Genomic DNA, 16,961 nt, shown 5'->3' on the forward strand with positions numbered 1-16,961 from the left:
TGTAATAATGACTGACTGACCGACTTTTACTTTATATCTTTAGATTTAGGAGTTTGCCATGTTAGACCAAACCAAGCATCAAGAGGCACTTGCTAAGGCTAATGCCTATATTAAAGAGCATGCTAATGAAGTTAATAAGCGCTTTTATCCAAACTTCCACTTAGCAGCACCTTATGGCTGGATTAATGATCCTAATGGCTTTTGCTATGCTTTAGGCAAGTATCATATTTTCTACCAGTTCTACCCTTATGATTCAAAGTGGGGCCCAATGCACTGGGGCCACGCCACTTCAACTGATTTAATTCATTGGGAGCACCAAGAAGTAGCTTTAGCACCTTCTGAGGACTTTGATATTAGCGGTTGCTTCTCAGGTTCTGCTATTGAACATGATGGCAAACTTTACATTATGTACACTGGCCACCATGTATTTGTTGAAGCTGGCGATGACTCCATTTTCCGTGAGGTACAGGTTTTAGCTGTTAGTGAAGACGGCATTCACTTTAAGAAGATCGGCCCAGTTATCGAGCCAGAGGAAGGTATTATTCACTTCCGTGATCCAAAGGTATGGAAAGATGACACTGGTCTATTCCACATGATCTTTGGTGTTTGCAATTTACAAAACGCCGGTGAGATTCGCCACTACACCTCTAAAGATTTATTAAACTGGGACTTTGTCTCTATTATTAAAGAGATGGAAGACAATGCCTTTATGTATGAGTGCCCAGACTTCTTTGAGGTAAATGACAACAAGTGGATTTTAGCCACCTCCCCAATGGGACAGGCTCCACAAGGATACAACCGTCAAAACCCTTCTGTAAACTCCTGGCAGTCTGGCTCCTTTGATGGCAAGAGCTTTACTCCAGATACCAAGCTTTACGAAGTTGACCACGGCCACGACTTCTATGCTACTCAGTCTACTGGCACCCCAGATGGTCGCCGTATTGTTTTAGCTTGGATGAACATGTGGAAGCTTCCATTCTTAAATTACCCAGAGCACTGGTGCGGCGCTTTAACCTTACCACGTGAAATCTCCTTTAAGGATGGCCACATTTATCAGAAGCCTGTTCGTGAGGTAGAGTCCTTACGCTTAGCTAAGACTGAGTATAGCGATGCTGATTGCACCTTAAAGTCAACTATTAAGGCTATTAGCAACAATAGCGCTACTGAGCTCAACTTTAGCTTTAAGCCTTCTGATAACGATGCTGAGCAGTATGGTATTGCCATTGGCAACTCTATTCGTCTCTATGTAGATCGTCAGACTAAGACCTTAACCCTCTTCCGTCTAGACTTAAATGCTACCTCTTACCGTGCCCTACCTATTAGCTGGGACGAGGAGCATAAGTTACAGATCTTTATTGATAATTCCTCAATTGAGGTCTTTATCGATGATGGCCACGATGCTATGACCACTAACTTCTTTGGCACTGATCACTCCATTAGCATTTATGCTACTAATGGTCAGGCAAGCTTCAAGGGCCTTACTGTATATGACTTAGAGCGTCCTTTATTCAACGCTCCTTTGTTCAAATAAGAATCCAAATAAGTTCATCCTAGGATAATGGCTATAGCTACCTAAAAGACTATCTCCTTTTAGGTGCTATAGCCATTTTTGTATTATTTGGGCTAATTTTCACTTTGTAGGTTCTTAAGCTCTGCCCCAGGCTATTGGTAATTGGTAATTGCTAAGATGCTTCTATAGTTTATGAAGGGCTCATAAGCGCCACATGATTATAAGATTAGAAATAGTCGGCAAGGAATAGTAGCTTGGAACTATAGGTGCAAACTCTTATAGGGGTAGGCAAATGAAAGTTTCCGAAAGTTTATTAACAACTATACCTGCCTTGGAGCAGACATTATCTTTAATGATGTTGATGTTGACAGTAAGCGAACTTTCAAAAACTTTCACTAGCAGGCCAATAAGGCCCACAACAGTGACGAAAATAGGTTAACCTTGATACGCAGGAGCTCCAAGGGCAAGTCCGTGGGAGTTGGTCAGCATTTTTGATTATTTACCCCCAAGCAAGCACGTTAAAGCCGCTTATTTTTCTAGCTGTAATAATTTAAGAGAGCAAAAAACAACACGGGCCATGCTCCTTGTGGAGTGGCCCGTGTTTTTAAGCATCAGCCTGACTTATAAGTTAGTAGCTACACTACTTGCTTGAGAGCACCAATAATATAAGTTAAGGTGTAGTACTGCTGCTCTTTTAGAGTAATGAGACCAATACCGTTGTTAAACGCATTGGCTGGACAGCTCATAGGTTCTACTGCTAAGCACTTACGTCCTAACTTTTCAGGAGTAAAGAGCTGCATGTATGGAGCATTGGTCTTACAATAAACCTTTAACTGTTTGTTCTCCAAAATGACAGTATTCATTCTGGTAGAATCTTGAGATAAAAAGCAGTGATCAATACAACGATCCCCTATTTCCTTACCCTCAATAAAGTTAAAGTCCATATCATCTACATTAGTCAAGGTATCAGGGGTAAGACGCTCTGTTAGACTATAGACATGCTTAAATGGCATAGTAAGCTTACAGTTATCAATAAGCTCACCATCACAAGTAATGTAAGGGTGCATACCTACGCCATAAGGAGCATCGCTCTTACCTACATTCTTTGCAGTAATATCAATCTTTAAACCCATGCCGTCAATAACTTCATAAGAAGCAGTAAGAGCAATTAAGAATGGATAGCCATAAATTGGACTTACATAGGTCTCAAGCACTAAAGATGACTGGCTAATGGAGGAAATACTCCACTCCTTCCATGCTACTAAACCGTGACTAGCACTATTGGTTTTAAAGTCAGTAATTGGAAGTTGGTACTCTTTGTCGTTGAAAGTATACTTGCCATCAGTAATACGATTTGGCCATGGAGCTAAGATTTTTCCTTGATAAGCTACTGGTATAGTCTGAGGATTGAAAGGCATAGTAATATCCATGCCCATATACTTAAGGCTAGCAATCGCACCACCCATAGTGACGATAGTGGCAGTATAGTCATTAGATAATAGGTTAATTGTATTGCCACTTAAATGCATGATAAACCCCCTAAAGCTTTTGATAATTAGTAATAAAAGATCCAAGATAATTGGGGCATACAATACATAAAAACCTTATGTCTTGGAGCTCTTAGCAAGTTGTATTCAGCTTTTTAAATAGCAGCGACAAGTTGGTTTTCCAACCTTAGAGAAATTTGATCTAATGAAATTAGTGCATGTAGTTATTACAAAACTGCCACTTAATTGCCACAACACTATGATATTAATACAAAATCGGTATCTAGAAAAGTAGGAATAATTGGCACTACTTCTAAGCTCACATTTTTTGCAACTGCTGCAAGCAAGTTATCAAAGATAAATATGCTATGCGCCTACTGCTTCTTAGGAACTTTATTTCCTTGGGCATCTAAAGTCCAATCTAAATCTAAATAAAGCTCAGAAAAGTCATCCCAACTAGAGCTCTTATCCATGCGTGCCCCCTCAGAGGCTTCTGCTTTAATACTATCTAACACTTGTTGATTAACTTCGAATTCTTTGAACTTTTCATAACACTTATTGTTTAAGTGAACAAAGTGTTTATGCCAATAAGTAGAATTGTAATCACGAGCATTTATTCTATCGTAGTCATCCATCCCTTCAATGAGACCACCATATACTAAAATACTGCTACGAGTCATACCGATTTGCTCTAAGATCTCATCAGTGGATAAATACTTAATCAGCTCTGCTTTGACCATAAGGTCAACACGCATATCGCTCTCCTCTATTAAGGCTTGCCATCCAGCGTCAGGTAGACTTTTTAATACTGACATATAGTCGTGGACAACAGAAACACCCATCATACAGGAGCGCTGATCTTTAAAATTGTCAGCAAATTTTTCTAATGCTTGAGGATGCTCGGCCCAAGCGCTATTAATAGCAGTGCTTAAGAGCAACAAGGCTCCTACCAATGTCTTTTTAGCAAACTTAGCCATATCTTTATCCTCAATTTTTAAACAACTTCAAAATGACCAATCATCACACCAAAAACGGTAAAAACAAATTTAAGAATTACTTGCGCTCTATCCTTGATAGTCAAAATTACTGTAAGTGATGATCATTATAATGATTAATTAAGCACTATTTTGGGGAAAATTGGTTTATGAACCATTTAGAAATATTCTAGAATACTAGTTCCTTATTGTCTGCACACCTGTATCACGAAATTGAAAAAAATAGCTTAAGATCTCACTTATGAAGCTCATCTCTTGCAATTATTTTCAACTTATACCACTAACAAAAAATGCGGCATAAAGCCGCATTTTTGTAGTTAAGTTTTAGCAAAACCTAATTTTAGTTACCGCCATTTAAGCGACGATCAATTTCAGCCTCGTTGTCTAAAACAATTTGACGGCACTTAGCTGGTAAGGTGCGATCTTCCTTAGTGAGACGTAACCACTTGAGTGCATAGAATAATAAAGCACGACGGCAAGTATAAACAATAGTGCCGTTTGGCTCCATACCATAGTCAAGCTCAATAGCACGACGAGCACGCTCTGGAAGAGCTGGGTTAGCACAAAGCACTAAGTCAATTAAATCGTTCCAATCAGCATCTTCCTTATCGGTAGTGCCAACCTCTCTAAAGCCATTACCTAATGGATCTGGGAAGCGATCTGCTGGAGCTGAAATTTCTGGTACATCACAGCTGATGATACGAGATAACACAAAGTCACGGAAATCGTGAGTATCATAGCAGTAAGCACGAACGTGCCAACGCATACCATCATAAGCAAAGCTGTGTGGTGCAATTAAGTGATCAGAGTTATTGTTGCTGCTTACACTCATGTAATAAATGTGTACTGCCATCTTGGAGCGAATAGCTTCTACGATGTTGAACAATACATCGGAATTGATATTACGACGTGGAGGTGTAAAAGAAGCAACAGCTACAAAAGGAACAAAGCCAAAGTAATTGGAGCTTTGAGGTAACTCATTACGACTTAAGGCTAATAAATTAGCTAAATAGTAGCTAGGAGAGCTTAAAGCAGGGAAAAGTGGCTTAAAGTCGTCAGAGCGAATGTAGTATTTGTGATGACGGTTGTAAGCAATGTTTAAGCGAGGTGGGTCTAAGTTTTGAACAATGCTGCAATAGCGAGAAACATCTAGTGAAGCTTGAGGTACAGAAATACCGAAGAAATCAACAAGATCCTTACGGTTCATACGACCATCACAGCTTAAACGGAAGTCGATGAACTCTAAACGTCGCTGTTGATTCCACTTGCTATTAATGGCTCTAATTTTTTCGCCACTAATATCCATCATTCCTGGAATACCAGCATCATTAGCATTGGATGTTTTGGCTGTTACCATATTAACTTATCCTTACTATATTTAGCACACAACAAAGTTATGTGTGACCTCAAACAACTCTACAGGTTGGATCGAACACAACTCAAAGGTCCAATTCGTTCCGACAAATGGTCTGTCCTTATATGATCCTTGCAGCTACTACTGCAATAAGCAGGACAGCCACAATTACCCATAAGTGCCCAAGATCAAAATTAACAACCAGCGCTTCTTTAATCAAAAAGAAGAAAGGTTACAAACTTAGGCTCACTAAACTGCAAAATCGATAAAGATTATTAAATGTAGTTTAATAAGCTGAATCTTACTTAAGCAAGCTATTAAAAACTTAAATTCGATAAATTGTTATATTATTTCTTTCATGAAGAATACGCTAGCTTGGCAAAGATTTAGTATCGTTTGTATCCATAAGCCAAGACTCTTCATGACTAAAAGATATTATCAGTCAGAACTAGTTAGCAAAACACTGCTTTAGCTCACAAATATTATACAAAAATAACAAAATTTGTCCTATTGGTAGTAAACATATTTATTTTTTCACTAGATCACGAAAGATATAGCTAATAATGCATAATAAACTTGAGTTTTAACCAGCACAAAGAACTAACTAACTCCCCAGTAAAAGCTTAAACTGCCCAAACAATTGCAGTATTTTTAAGCTTTAATAAACTAAATAAGCTACAGTGAGCCAGGTCTATAAAATAACGATCCCTAATTATCGTCTTAGCTACCTATCTAAAAAACCTTATGAGCTTCAAGTAACTAGTATTACTTTACCTCAACATATAATAATTATCTTACTCTTTTTTAGCCGTAAAAGCACCCTATAGCACACAATTAAAGCACTTTCTATCAAGATTACTCATAAGATCATTATTTTAATAAGTTAGGCACCCTCAAGCTTTCGCTATTTTTTTAATATCCCTCCCTACCAAGAGTCCATAAAATTAGAGCTTTAACCCCAATCACCCCTGAAACAGGGGCCTAGACCTAGGCCTAGCACAACCCTATTGTTTTGTCTTACTTAAAAGACTATGGCTACTGTCATCCCTTGCCAAGGCAAAAGCCGTACGAGCACAAGCGCAGAGGCAAGGGCAGCCAGAGCGCAGCTGCTGTCATGCACTCAATTCCCAAAGAGCACGAGAGCTCAAGCGCTCGATGACTTGAGTGCTCAATTGACAAAAGCAAGGGATGAGAGCAGTAATTAATGCTGGCATACGTTACATTATCAACGCCCTACTATACCCTTTGGTGTCCTAGCCTAGTGGTTAAATTTAACCCCCATTACATACTAACGAACCAAAGTGCCACCTTAATTTGCTAATTGTCTTGTGCTTTCCACAATTTTACTATCTGAGTAGGTTAGCGGTATTTGTGCAATGAGATTTCAATTTAACCACTAGGCTGTAACTTTTAGTAGATAGCACTAATGCTGACTTGATTGGCAGGATGCAGTACAAATTTTGGCTCTAAATAAGTAGTAATAAGTTAAATGGAGCTGGAGTATTTGTTTATAGAGGGGCTTTCTTATTTGGATGGTGGAGATTTTAGAAAGTGGCGTACCTAAAAACAAAAAAGCACTTTACCTATGATGAATGGCATAGATAAAGTGCTATTTGAAATAGGAAAAATTAAACAGCAATTATGGCTGATGTGGATTGTTTACCTGTTGTAAACATAGAGTAATCATGCCTGAAACAATGTCATCACGGATCTTGTCGGTAACATCAATCTTAGGCATTAATACAATTTCAGCCTCAGTACTTAATCTGCGCTTGAGACGGTCAGCCAGAGCAGGACCAGACTTTAAGCTCTCAGTGTAAACCACAATTAAAGCTGGGTTTAATACGCAGGTAACAGCCTGTAAGGTACGCACAGCCAAGTCATCAGCAGCTTCTGGATCAAGTGGCAAAATACCTATGTTGTTATACATAGGGAAGTGCTTAACTTCACCAGCTAAGCCATCACGACCACGAATTAATGAGCCGTTATAGCAGAAAGAACAAACTGGAGAACGACCAGGCACTAAAGCTAAGCCACATACGAACTCATATTGGAAGTGACGCTTAAATGCACCTAAAGTAGCGGCATTAATGTCAGTTTCAAAGAATACTGGTAGGTGGAAGCGATTCTTCATATGCTGAGCTAAGCGCTTGGATAAAGGATCACGACGCAAAGCAGAAGCCATACGACCACCAATGGTATCAGATGGCATAGAAATACCAATCATAGCGATCTTAGGATAACGCTCGATATAGTTTTCTACAGCAACTCTAAACTCATCAGTATGAACCTTTTGTAAAAGTTCCTCACGACGTTCAATGCACTCACCAAACAAGTCATGGATAGAGTAGCCAGCGTAATCGTGACCACCACGCTTGTAGCAGGAAATAATTAAAACCAGCTTATAAGCAGCATTAAAATGGTAAGTGGTTGCTGGGCGACCCTTTAAGTTCTTAGTATGAGCACCAATCTTGACTTGACCAGACTGTACTAACTGACTTAAGAGTTTATTAACAGTAACTACTGATAAACCTGTGAGCTTATTAAGTTTGGTAGCTGTAGATACCTGCTCCTTATGGAGGGTTCTAAGAACCATCTCAAGATTCTTCTCACGAATATCGTGACTCATTAATAATTGATTGAGATCTTTCAAGTAATCACCCCAACTTACATATATTGCACTATATATAGTGTCTATCTAGCGTTTATCGCCCAGATAAAGTGTTAAGAATTTGCTCGTAAATCATCATTGCAATTTTTGTTAGTGATTATGTTTTGCTTATAACAAATAAATAAACACCAGTAAGGCTATTACTAGTCTTATTGCTCTTTTACATAATCAATGCGTTAGTAATGCGCCATGATGATTGGGTATTCGTTGCCAACAAAGGTATTTAATATCTAAGCATGCTGTTAATTAGGTCTTGGCATTAACCTAATGATTAAGCGCTATAGAGAAAATCTTGTCTATCTCTTGAGATTTCAAATGTCGCAGCTTAGCTATTATTATAGATCATTTATTAAATACCCTAAGGTGCATTTATTAAAGCAAGATTAAATAATTGCTGCAATATAATTGCAATAAGTTATCAACTCCCATAAGTAAAGCTATCTACAAATTTTGCTCACTATTTAAAGTTTTATCTGCCAAGCTTACTTCTAAGGCATTAGCTATCACTTTAGCGCTGATACATTGTTCTCCACTTGCAAAAATATATTAGCTTTTATGCCATCAGTCCGTGCTCTACCAGCACAAACACCTGCCACCTCCCTATTAGCCCCTATTAGCTCCTATTAGCCCATGTCGTGTCCAATACGAAAGCGCAGATTACCGCTTGATCACATAGCTTCTTTACCGCCCTACCCTACCCTTTGCTCTTTTGTCCTCTACTGCTATTAGCAACTAGCCTACGGCCATTGGCCATTGGCCCACGGCCAATAGCCAGGGGCCAGGGGCCACCTGGCCTTGTGGTTACCTGACGTTTTGTGAGCTTAGCCATTGGTCAAATGATTAATGGGATGGGCGTTACTTGGGAAAATACGCAACTTATGTTTACTTTTCTCTGATAAATATGTGGTAGCTAAGGCACATACAGCTGCTAGGTAAATATCTTTGACTTTATAAAGCAGTTTGGAGGCGTACTGAGATGAGCTAAAGAAGATGCCGCTTGGGTTCACCGCCATGATACTTCATGCTCCAGCTCCTGCACTGACTTATTCTTATATAGTGATTCATATGGAATTGAGCTTGCTCAGGCTTTGGTAATGTAAAGATTATTGTGGAGGTGAGAGGTTTGCTGCGGTAGTGATTTTGGGGATTGTTGAGCGAATTTTCATAAAGAGATAGTGATTATGAAATTTTAATTTATGTCTTGTGCGCTTGATAATGGGCTTAAAGACTTGATTTTAGCTGATATCACATAACACTGGAATGTAAGATAGCCCCTAAAATAGCAATATAAGTCATGTATTTTCCATAAGTAAAAGTAATAAAGCATTGTGACCCACAACACAGTATTAAAAATCTTTTGGCATATATATGGCCAGTAGATGCATCTTAAGCATTTTTTGGCTCTTTTAATATTTATTAAAATGTTTTTAATAATACTGTTTATTAATTTATGGCTGTGTTTTGTTTTGTGATCTATAACTAATTAGCCATCAGAGCGTCTAATTGCGTTAGCCATAGCTTACATGGCTTAATACCTCAAAAATCAGGTTTTGATGCTATAGTAATTGTATTAGTATAGTTTTAATGGTGAACAAATTTATCATTACGCTTTATTTCTTACAGATTGGCACGAGTATTTTTGTGATTAACTTCACAATAATCAGTGTGTACTTTACTAAAGTTGATTGTGCCTCAATAGCTTTTTAGCCTTTCTTTGTCTATATTGAAAAGCAAAGGAACAAACCTAAAACGCTTGTGTGCTCCAAATTAAAGCACTTTGCACTTTTTAGGTTTAACACCTATCTATCATATTAGTTGTAAAAATTTGTAGCCTTTGCCAGTCCTTATTTTTTGATTAGTGTTGTTAAGTAAGCTAATTATTTTGCACATACAACTATGTATAGGATTTGGATGTTAGCTCCAATCTTTTCTACCTAATAATTCATAGGTGCTAGTTTTCTTTTGGATCTTTCCATTAGTTAATACTTAAACGTTAGGATTGTCTTCAAAGTTTTTGGAATTTCCTTTTGTTTTTGGTGGAGATTAACTTTTTTTCTGTCAAAAGTTATTTATAACAGCTATTAAGGTTACGATTTTTCCGTTTAGCCTATATGCATCAAAGATGGCTGTTTTATTACTCTACCTATGCACTAGTCATAAGTATTTAGCTAACGCTAAGAAGAATTTGATTTGATGCAACATTTAAAGGAGCCTACTTTGCTTCAGATTAGATTACACGGCCGTGGTGGTCAAGGCGTAGTTACTGCAGCTGAAATGCTATCTTTAGCTGCATTCTTAGAAGGCCACTGTGCTCAGGCATTCCCAAGCTTCGGTTCTGAGAGAACTGGTGCTCCAGTTGTAGCTTATGCTCGTATCGACGAGAAAGAAATTAGAACTCACGAGCCAATTCTCTGCCCAGATGCAGTTGTAGTTCAAGATCGTACCTTATTATCTGCTTTAGACGTATTTGCAGGTCTTTCAGATCAAGGTTACGCCATCATTAATACCAAGGAAGCTCCTGAAGAGATCGTTCCAGAGCTCGTAAAGCGTCTTCCAGAAGGTCACGTAATTACTGTTCCAGCTACTGACTTTGCTATGCAAAAGATTGGTCGTCCACTTCCAGGCGCACCTATGATTGCTTCTTTAGCTGCTGTAACTGGCATCTTTAAGTTAGAGTCAGTTCAAAAGTCATTCCAATCTCGCTACCCAGGTAAGGTAGGTGATGCTAACGCTGAGACTGCAGCTTTAGCCTACGAATTCATTATGAACGTCAAGAACGGAGGCACCAATGCTTAAGCAAATCGAAGGTTCTCTTGGTATCGCTGAGGCCGTTGCACTTTGTCGTCCTGGTGCTGTTTGTGCTTACCCAATTTCCCCACAAACCCACATTGTAGAAAATGTTGGTAAGTTAGTAAAAGAAGGCAAGTTAGAGGACTGCGAGTTCATCAACTGTGAGTCTGAGTTCTCCGCTATGTCTATCTCCATCGGTGCTAGCGCTGGTGGCGTTCGTACCTATACCGCTACTGCTTCCCAAGGCTTATTATTCATGGCCGAAGGTGTATACAATGCTTCTGGTTTAGGTTTACCAATCGTTATGACCGTAGCCTCTCGTGCTATCGGTGCTCCAATTAACATTTGGAACGATCACTCTGACTCTTTATCTCAGCGTGACTCTGGCTGGCTCCAATTATTCTGTGAGTCTAACCAGGATGCTGTTGATACCCACATTATGGCCTTCAAGATCGCAGAAGAAGTTGGTCTTCCAGTAATGGTCTTAATGGATGGTTACGTATTAACCCACGCTTTCGAGCGTTTAGACATCCCATCACAAGAGCAAATCGACTCCTTCTTACCTGAGTACCAGCCAACTGAGTACTTAGATCCTAAGGAGCCTATCTCTATGGGTGCTATGGTGGGCCCAGAGGCTTTCACCGAGGTTCGTCTCTTACAACAACGTAAGATGTACAAGGCTCTTCCAGTTATCGAGCGTGTAACCAAGGAATACCGTGAATTAACTGGCCGCAACTCTGGTGGCTTAGTTGAGTGCTATAACTGCGAAGGCGCAGACGTTAAGATCGTAATGGCTGGTTCCTCTGTAGGTACCGCTTTAGACGAGATCGAGCGTTTATCTAAGGAAGGCTACAAGGTTGGTATTATCTCCTTAAAGGCTTACCGTCCATTCCCATACGACGCTATGCGTGAGGCAATCGGCGATTGCAAGAACGTAGTAGTAGTAGAGCGTGCATTCTCCTTCGGTGCTCGCGGCATTATTGGTCCTGAGGTTGAACGTGCTGTTCGTGGCACTGGCACCGAGGTTCACTCTGTAATTGCTGGCTTAGGTGGTCGTGCTATTTTAGGCTCAACCGTTAAGCGCATTGCAGACTTAGCTTTAGCTCATGAGCTCAAGGATGAAGTAACTTGGGTTGATGTTGATCCTAAGGTTCTCAACAACTATCTCAAGGATGTTGAGGGTGTAACTTTCGCTGACGGCCCAGTTTCTGATACCGCTATTATCGACTCCGTCAAGAACGAGCGTAAATAGTTTGGGAGATCGCAATGCTAGATAAAATTGACTTCTTACAGACTGGTTCCAACACCATCGGTAACCGTCTTTTAAACCCTTCCATGCGTGCCACTCAGGCTGCTGTTGATCGTCCAAACAGCTTGACCTCTGGCCACCGTGCTTGCCAAGGTTGTGGTGAGGCTTTAGGTGCCCGTACCGCAATTGACGCAGCTATGCGTGCAACCAATGGTCAGTTAATGGTATGTAATGCTACTGGCTGCTTGGAAGTATTCTCTACTCCATATCCAGAATCAGCATGGCGTTTACCATGGATCCACTCCTTATTCGGTAACGCAGCTGCTGTTGGTACTGGCTTAGCCGCTGCTGCTAAGGTACGTGCCAAGAAGTTTGGTGGTAAGGAAGTACGTGTTATCGCCCAGGGCGGTGACGGTGGTACCACCGATATCGGTTTTGGTCCATTATCAGGTATGTTTGAGCGTAATGATGACGTTCTTTATATCTGCTATGACAACCAAGCATATATGAACACTGGTGTACAGCGTTCTTCTGCTACCCCTCCATCAGCTCGTACTGCAACCACTCAGTTAGTTGGTTCCGAGCCAGGTTCTGATTGGGGTAAGGGCAAGAACGTTCCATTGATCGCAATGGCCCACGGTATTCCATACGTAGCAACCGCCACTGTAGCTGACTTACGTGACCTTGAGTACAAGGTTGAGAAGGCAATGAGCTACCACGGCGCTCGTTATATTCAAATTTTCGTACCATGCCCATTAGGCTGGGGTAGCGCTTCTTCAAGCACTGTTACCGTAGCTCGTTTAGCTGTTGAGACTGGCTTCTATCCAGTATTTGAGGCTGAATACGGCAAGGTTACCTCCGTACACAAGATCAAAGAGAAGCAACCAATTATCAACTTCTTAAAGCTACAGCGTCGTTACGCTCACTTATCTGGCAAGAAGGCTGATCCTAAGGTATTAGAGCGTCTTGAGATGATGTGTGATGAGAACATTCGTCAATACGACCTCATCGGCGATTCAATCCCAGAGACCGTACCAACTGCTATTCAGGCCTACGAGCGTAAAGAGTTGCTATAAGGAGTTTTGAAAGATGATGAAGAAACCATTCGCCACTACCCTTGATCCAGCTTCTTCTTTAAGCAACCACACTGGTTCATGGCGTACTCTCCGTCCAGTTAATGTATTCAAGTTACCACCATGTAACAAGCAATGCCCAGCTGGTGAGAACATTCAACAGTGGCTCTACTTTGCCTCTGAGGGCGATTATGAGCACGCATGGCGTGTTTTAGTTGAGGATAATCCACTCCCAGCATGTATGGGTCGTGTTTGCTATCACACCTGTGAAGGCAAGTGCAACCGTGGCTTCCTCGATGAGACTGTTGGTATTAACTCTGTAGAGCGTTTCTTAGGTGACTATGCTCTTCAGCACAACTTAGCATTCAAGAAGCCAACCAAAGAGACTGGCAAGCGTGTCTTAATCATTGGTTCTGGCCCTGCTGGTTTATCCGCTGCTTACCACTTACGCCGTTTCGGCCATACTGTACACATTATGGAAATGGCTAAGCAAGCTGGTGGTATGATGCGTTATGGTATTCCAGTATACCGTCTACCACGTAACATCTTAGACGCTGAAATTCAACGTATTCTCGACATGGGCGTAACCATTGAGTACGAGAAGAAGGTTGAAGACGTATTAGCTGAGAAGAATAAGGGCAACTATGATGCAGTTGTTATGGGCATGGGTGCCTCCTTATCTACCAACGTAGACATTCCTTCTGGTGATACCACTCGCGTATTAAGCGCATTAGAGGTTCTTGAGAAGGTTTCTACCGATGGCGATATTCAAATTGGCCGTAAGGTAGCTGTTTACGGTGGTGGTAATACCGCTGTTGACGTAGCTCGTTCTTTACGTCGTTTAGGCGCTGAGCCAATCATCGTTTACCGTCGTAACCGTGACAAGATGCCAGCCAACGAAGAAGAGATGGATGGTGCAATCGAGGAAGGTATTAATGTTAAGTGGTTATCCACCATTGATTCTGCCTCCTCTGAGGGCTTAAAGATCGAGAAGATGAAGCTCGACGAGTCTGGTTACCCACAACCATCTGGCGAGTACGAAGAGCTTGCTGCTGACTCCGTTGTTTTAGCTATCGGTCAGAACGTTGATCTCTCTATCTTAAAGAGCGTTGAAGGCTTAGAGTTACAAAAGGACGCTGTTACTGTTAACACCACCACCTTTGAGACCACTGTTCCAGGCTTATTTGCCGCAGGTGACATGGTTCCAGGTGATCGTACCGTAACTGCTGCTATCGGTATGGGTAAGCACGCAGCCCGTGGCGTAAATGGCTACTTATCTGGCCGTCCATACGTTAAGGCTCCAAAGCATGCTGATGCCCGTTACGAGGATATGCACCCTTACTACTACACCGATGCTCCTAAGAAGATCCGTGCTCAATTAGAGCTTGCACGTCGTACCACTACCTTCGACGAAGTTCAACACGGCTTAACTGAAGAGAATGCAATTTTCGAGGCTCGTCGTTGCTTATCATGCGGCAACTGTATGGAGTGCGATAACTGCTACGGTGTATGTCCAGATAACGCCATTATCAAGCTTGGCCCAGGCAAGCGCTATGAGTTCAATTATGACTACTGCAAGGGCTGTGGCGTATGTGCTCAAGAGTGTCCATGTGGCCACATTGAGATGGTTCCAGAGAAGATCTAATAGTTATCAAGCACTAAGTGCTTTTTAACCAAGGCCAAGGTAGATTATATTTACCTTGGCTTTACCAGGCTCTTAAGAGCTTATTAGATTTCAGATCAGTTGTTACTGATCAGGCTCCAAAAATTCTAATCTGAGAGCAAGGGCTTTGTGCCCTTCACTACAAGCGGGCTTTGCCCGCTTTTTTGTTGCCTAAAAATGCAAAAAGCCACAAAGATTTTTTCTTTGTGGCTTTTTTAGTTAACAATAAAGCTTATGGCTCATATGGATCATCTGAGCCTTCTGTAAGCCCCATTTTCAAGCGATCACGAGCAATACGAGCGCTTGGCGGTAATGGCTTTTGGAAGACAAATGGAATTACAGGTTCCACTTGTGCACCAGGAGCAAAACCAGGGGTTGCAGTATTTTTACGAGGTATAGTCTTCATTACTGCTTTTACTTGCTCTGGAGTTAATCTATTTTCAGAGCTCTTTGGCTTAACAGGCTCACTTGGACGCTCATCTAAATCAATTTGTCCTTGTTTAATAGCCTCATGCTGACCACCAAAAACAGCAGCTTTAACTTCATTAGAATTTAATTCTGTATTGTTGGTAGTTAAGGTAGAGGCATGCTCATTAAAACGAGCGTAAATAGGATTACCAGCCTTATGATCACACTCTGGCTCCTCATGGCGAGAATAGAAAGCATCTAACTCATCATGGGTTAACTCCCTACCACAAACACAACGACCTGAAACAGGACGTGACAAATCATCGTATACGATGGAGAACTTTAAAGAACCTGTTAAATAGAAGTACAGCTCCTCACCTTCTCTATGGCCATCGGTATAGTAAGATTGGCAATAAAGCTCACCACTTTCATAGTACTGACGGGCCATACCTTCCCAAAAGCCTTTCTTTAAAGTCCATTCTTGCTCAACATTGCCGTTTTCGTAATAAGTACGCTCTATACCCTCAGCAATGCCGTGAGAAAAATAGGCCTCATGCTTCATCAAGCCACGCTTATCATCATCACTTAAGAACACTACTTCCTTTTGACCAGTTTCTTGAGAGGTTCTAGTCAAGGTAGGGCCAGAGCTAGCACTAGCTAATGACGAGGCTTTAGCCGCAGCACTATCAGGGCTAATGGCGCAGTCAATGTTGTAATACTCACGATCAAAGCCATTTTTCTTACCATCAGAAAAAGTTGTCTCAGATTCTAAATAACCGCTTTGATAGTAAATCTTACGAGTACCATTAAGCTCACCATCACGATAGGTAGCAATACGCTGTAACTTACCACTAGGGAAATAGCAGCGCTCTACACCATGTTTTACACCATTTTTAAAAGGGGTTTCATGGTTAAGCTGTTGGTTTTCAAAATAATTACGAACTACACCATCAATAGCATTATCAATATATGGTACTTCTGCAACAATATGACCCTCAGAGGTGAAAGAGGAAGAAATACCATGGCGACGACCATGAGACCATTGAGTAACAGTCTTAATCAAGCCATTGGCATAGAATTCACGCTCGGTACCATCAATAATATCGTTTTGATAGTAAGACTCATGGCGAATAGCTCTGTTTTCAGGATAGAACTCAGTGTCAGAACCTTCTCTTTTGTCTAATCTAAAGTTAGTCTCACTTTTTACACTTCCTGTTTCAAAGAAGTGCTTTTCTAGACCATCTTTATGGCCATCTACCCAAGGAACTTCCGCTTCCAGCTTGCCGTCAGGAAAGTATAGTCTCTCCTTACCATGCCTAATACCATCAATATATGGGGTCTCAGAGCGAATAGCACCATTTTCAAAATAGGTGCGCTCTTTAGAATATTGCTTAGGAGCAGGCTTTTTAGGGCGAGCATGTGCTTGAACTTGCTGCTTTGGAGCTGGTGCTGGCTCTTCATTTTCAGGTAAAAATACACTAGCCAATGCCTGCCAAGTACTCATTTGAGACTTGGGCACATTACGGCTAGGCTTTTTCCTTGCTTCACCTTGAGTTGGTGCTAATACAAGCTTTGGACCAGCCGCCAGCATTAGCTTGGCATCAGTATTTTCCTTTTCTTTTCTAGCCATATAAACTCACCATATCCTAATTACGCTTTAGCCACCATTAGCTAAAGGCCCTTTGCAGCTTATTGTAAGCCAAATTATTTTAACAAACGACAATATATGCAGGAAAAATTGCGCAATAAAAGTCAAAAGAA

Annotated in this window: 10 protein-coding genes; 5 read left to right on the forward strand and 5 right to left on the reverse strand. The window is 41.0% G+C overall.

Annotation, left to right across the window (positions count from 1 at the left end; genetic code table 11):
• Positions 1 to 58 precede the first annotated feature (58 nt).
• On the forward strand, positions 59 to 1,531 hold the full coding sequence (locus MXE38_RS03015; protein ID WP_246911146.1) for a glycoside hydrolase family 32 protein: 1,473 nt from the start codon (positions 59 to 61) through the stop codon (positions 1,529 to 1,531).
• Positions 1,532 to 2,145: 614 nt separating this feature from the next.
• Here MXE38_RS03015 and MXE38_RS03020 read toward each other — a convergent pair.
• The 4 genes from MXE38_RS03020 to MXE38_RS03035 all read right to left on the reverse strand — a co-directional run bounded on the left by MXE38_RS03020 (position 2,146) and on the right by MXE38_RS03035 (position 7,999).
• Positions 2,146 to 3,039 (reverse strand): aldose-1-epimerase, encoded by an 894-nt coding sequence (locus MXE38_RS03020; RefSeq protein ID WP_246911147.1) that lies wholly within the window; start codon positions 3,037 to 3,039, stop codon positions 2,146 to 2,148.
• A 332-nt stretch (positions 3,040 to 3,371) separates the two neighbouring features.
• Positions 3,372 to 3,974, reverse strand: coding sequence for a hypothetical protein (locus MXE38_RS03025; RefSeq protein ID WP_246911148.1), 603 nt, complete (start codon positions 3,972 to 3,974; stop codon positions 3,372 to 3,374).
• A gap of 358 nt (positions 3,975 to 4,332) precedes the next feature.
• Entirely contained in the window at positions 4,333 to 5,349 is a 1,017-nt protein-coding gene (locus tag MXE38_RS03030; protein WP_246911154.1) for a WYL domain-containing protein, read from the reverse strand.
• A gap of 1,636 nt (positions 5,350 to 6,985) precedes the next feature.
• A complete protein-coding gene (locus tag MXE38_RS03035; protein WP_246911156.1) occupies positions 6,986 to 7,999 on the reverse strand; it encodes an ROK family protein in 1,014 nt (337 codons plus the stop codon).
• A gap of 2,235 nt (positions 8,000 to 10,234) precedes the next feature.
• On the opposite strand from MXE38_RS03035, the gene MXE38_RS03040 reads away from it, so the two are divergent.
• Genes MXE38_RS03040 through MXE38_RS03055 form a run of 4 tightly spaced genes read left to right on the forward strand, consistent with a single transcriptional unit; the run spans position 10,235 to position 14,774 of the window.
• Positions 10,235 to 10,813, forward strand: a complete 579-nt coding sequence (locus tag MXE38_RS03040) for a 2-oxoacid:acceptor oxidoreductase family protein (protein WP_246911157.1) — start codon at positions 10,235 to 10,237, stop codon at positions 10,811 to 10,813.
• Entirely contained in the window at positions 10,806 to 12,059 is a 1,254-nt protein-coding gene (locus tag MXE38_RS03045; protein WP_246911160.1) for a transketolase C-terminal domain-containing protein, read from the forward strand. Before MXE38_RS03040 ends, MXE38_RS03045 begins: the two co-directional genes overlap by 8 nt.
• Before the next feature lie 14 nt (positions 12,060 to 12,073).
• A complete protein-coding gene (locus MXE38_RS03050; RefSeq protein ID WP_246911162.1) occupies positions 12,074 to 13,132 on the forward strand; it encodes a thiamine pyrophosphate-dependent enzyme in 1,059 nt (352 codons plus the stop codon).
• 13 nt (positions 13,133 to 13,145) lie between these two features.
• Positions 13,146 to 14,774 carry an NAD(P)-binding protein gene (locus tag MXE38_RS03055; protein WP_246911164.1) on the forward strand — a complete coding sequence of 543 codons (1,629 nt, stop codon included), beginning with the start codon at positions 13,146 to 13,148 and terminating at the stop codon, positions 14,772 to 14,774.
• A 250-nt stretch (positions 14,775 to 15,024) separates the two neighbouring features.
• Here the strand turns inward: MXE38_RS03055 and MXE38_RS03060 are convergent, their stop codons facing one another.
• Entirely contained in the window at positions 15,025 to 16,830 is a 1,806-nt protein-coding gene (locus MXE38_RS03060; protein ID WP_246911166.1) for a toxin-antitoxin system YwqK family antitoxin, read from the reverse strand.
• Positions 16,831 to 16,961: the final 131 nt, after the last annotated feature.

This window comes from Anaerobiospirillum sp. NML120448, assembly GCF_023050945.1.
GTDB lineage: Bacteria > Pseudomonadota > Gammaproteobacteria > Enterobacterales > Succinivibrionaceae > Anaerobiospirillum.

Excerpts from the sequence above, each read along its gene's own strand:
- MXE38_RS03015 (WP_246911146.1), top strand. The coding sequence starts at position 59 with ATGTTAGACCAAACCAAGCATCAAGAGGCACTTGCTAAGGCTAATGCC.
- MXE38_RS03020 (WP_246911147.1), bottom strand. The coding sequence starts at position 3,039 with ATGCATTTAAGTGGCAATACAATTAACCTATTATCTAATGACTATACT.
- MXE38_RS03025 (WP_246911148.1), bottom strand. The coding sequence starts at position 3,974 with ATGGCTAAGTTTGCTAAAAAGACATTGGTAGGAGCCTTGTTGCTCTTA.
- MXE38_RS03030 (WP_246911154.1), bottom strand. The coding sequence starts at position 5,349 with ATGGTAACAGCCAAAACATCCAATGCTAATGATGCTGGTATTCCAGGA.
- MXE38_RS03045 (WP_246911160.1), top strand. The coding sequence starts at position 10,806 with ATGCTTAAGCAAATCGAAGGTTCTCTTGGTATCGCTGAGGCCGTTGCA.
- MXE38_RS03050 (WP_246911162.1), top strand. The coding sequence starts at position 12,074 with ATGCTAGATAAAATTGACTTCTTACAGACTGGTTCCAACACCATCGGT.
- MXE38_RS03055 (WP_246911164.1), top strand. The coding sequence starts at position 13,146 with ATGATGAAGAAACCATTCGCCACTACCCTTGATCCAGCTTCTTCTTTA.
- MXE38_RS03060 (WP_246911166.1), bottom strand. The coding sequence starts at position 16,830 with ATGGCTAGAAAAGAAAAGGAAAATACTGATGCCAAGCTAATGCTGGCG.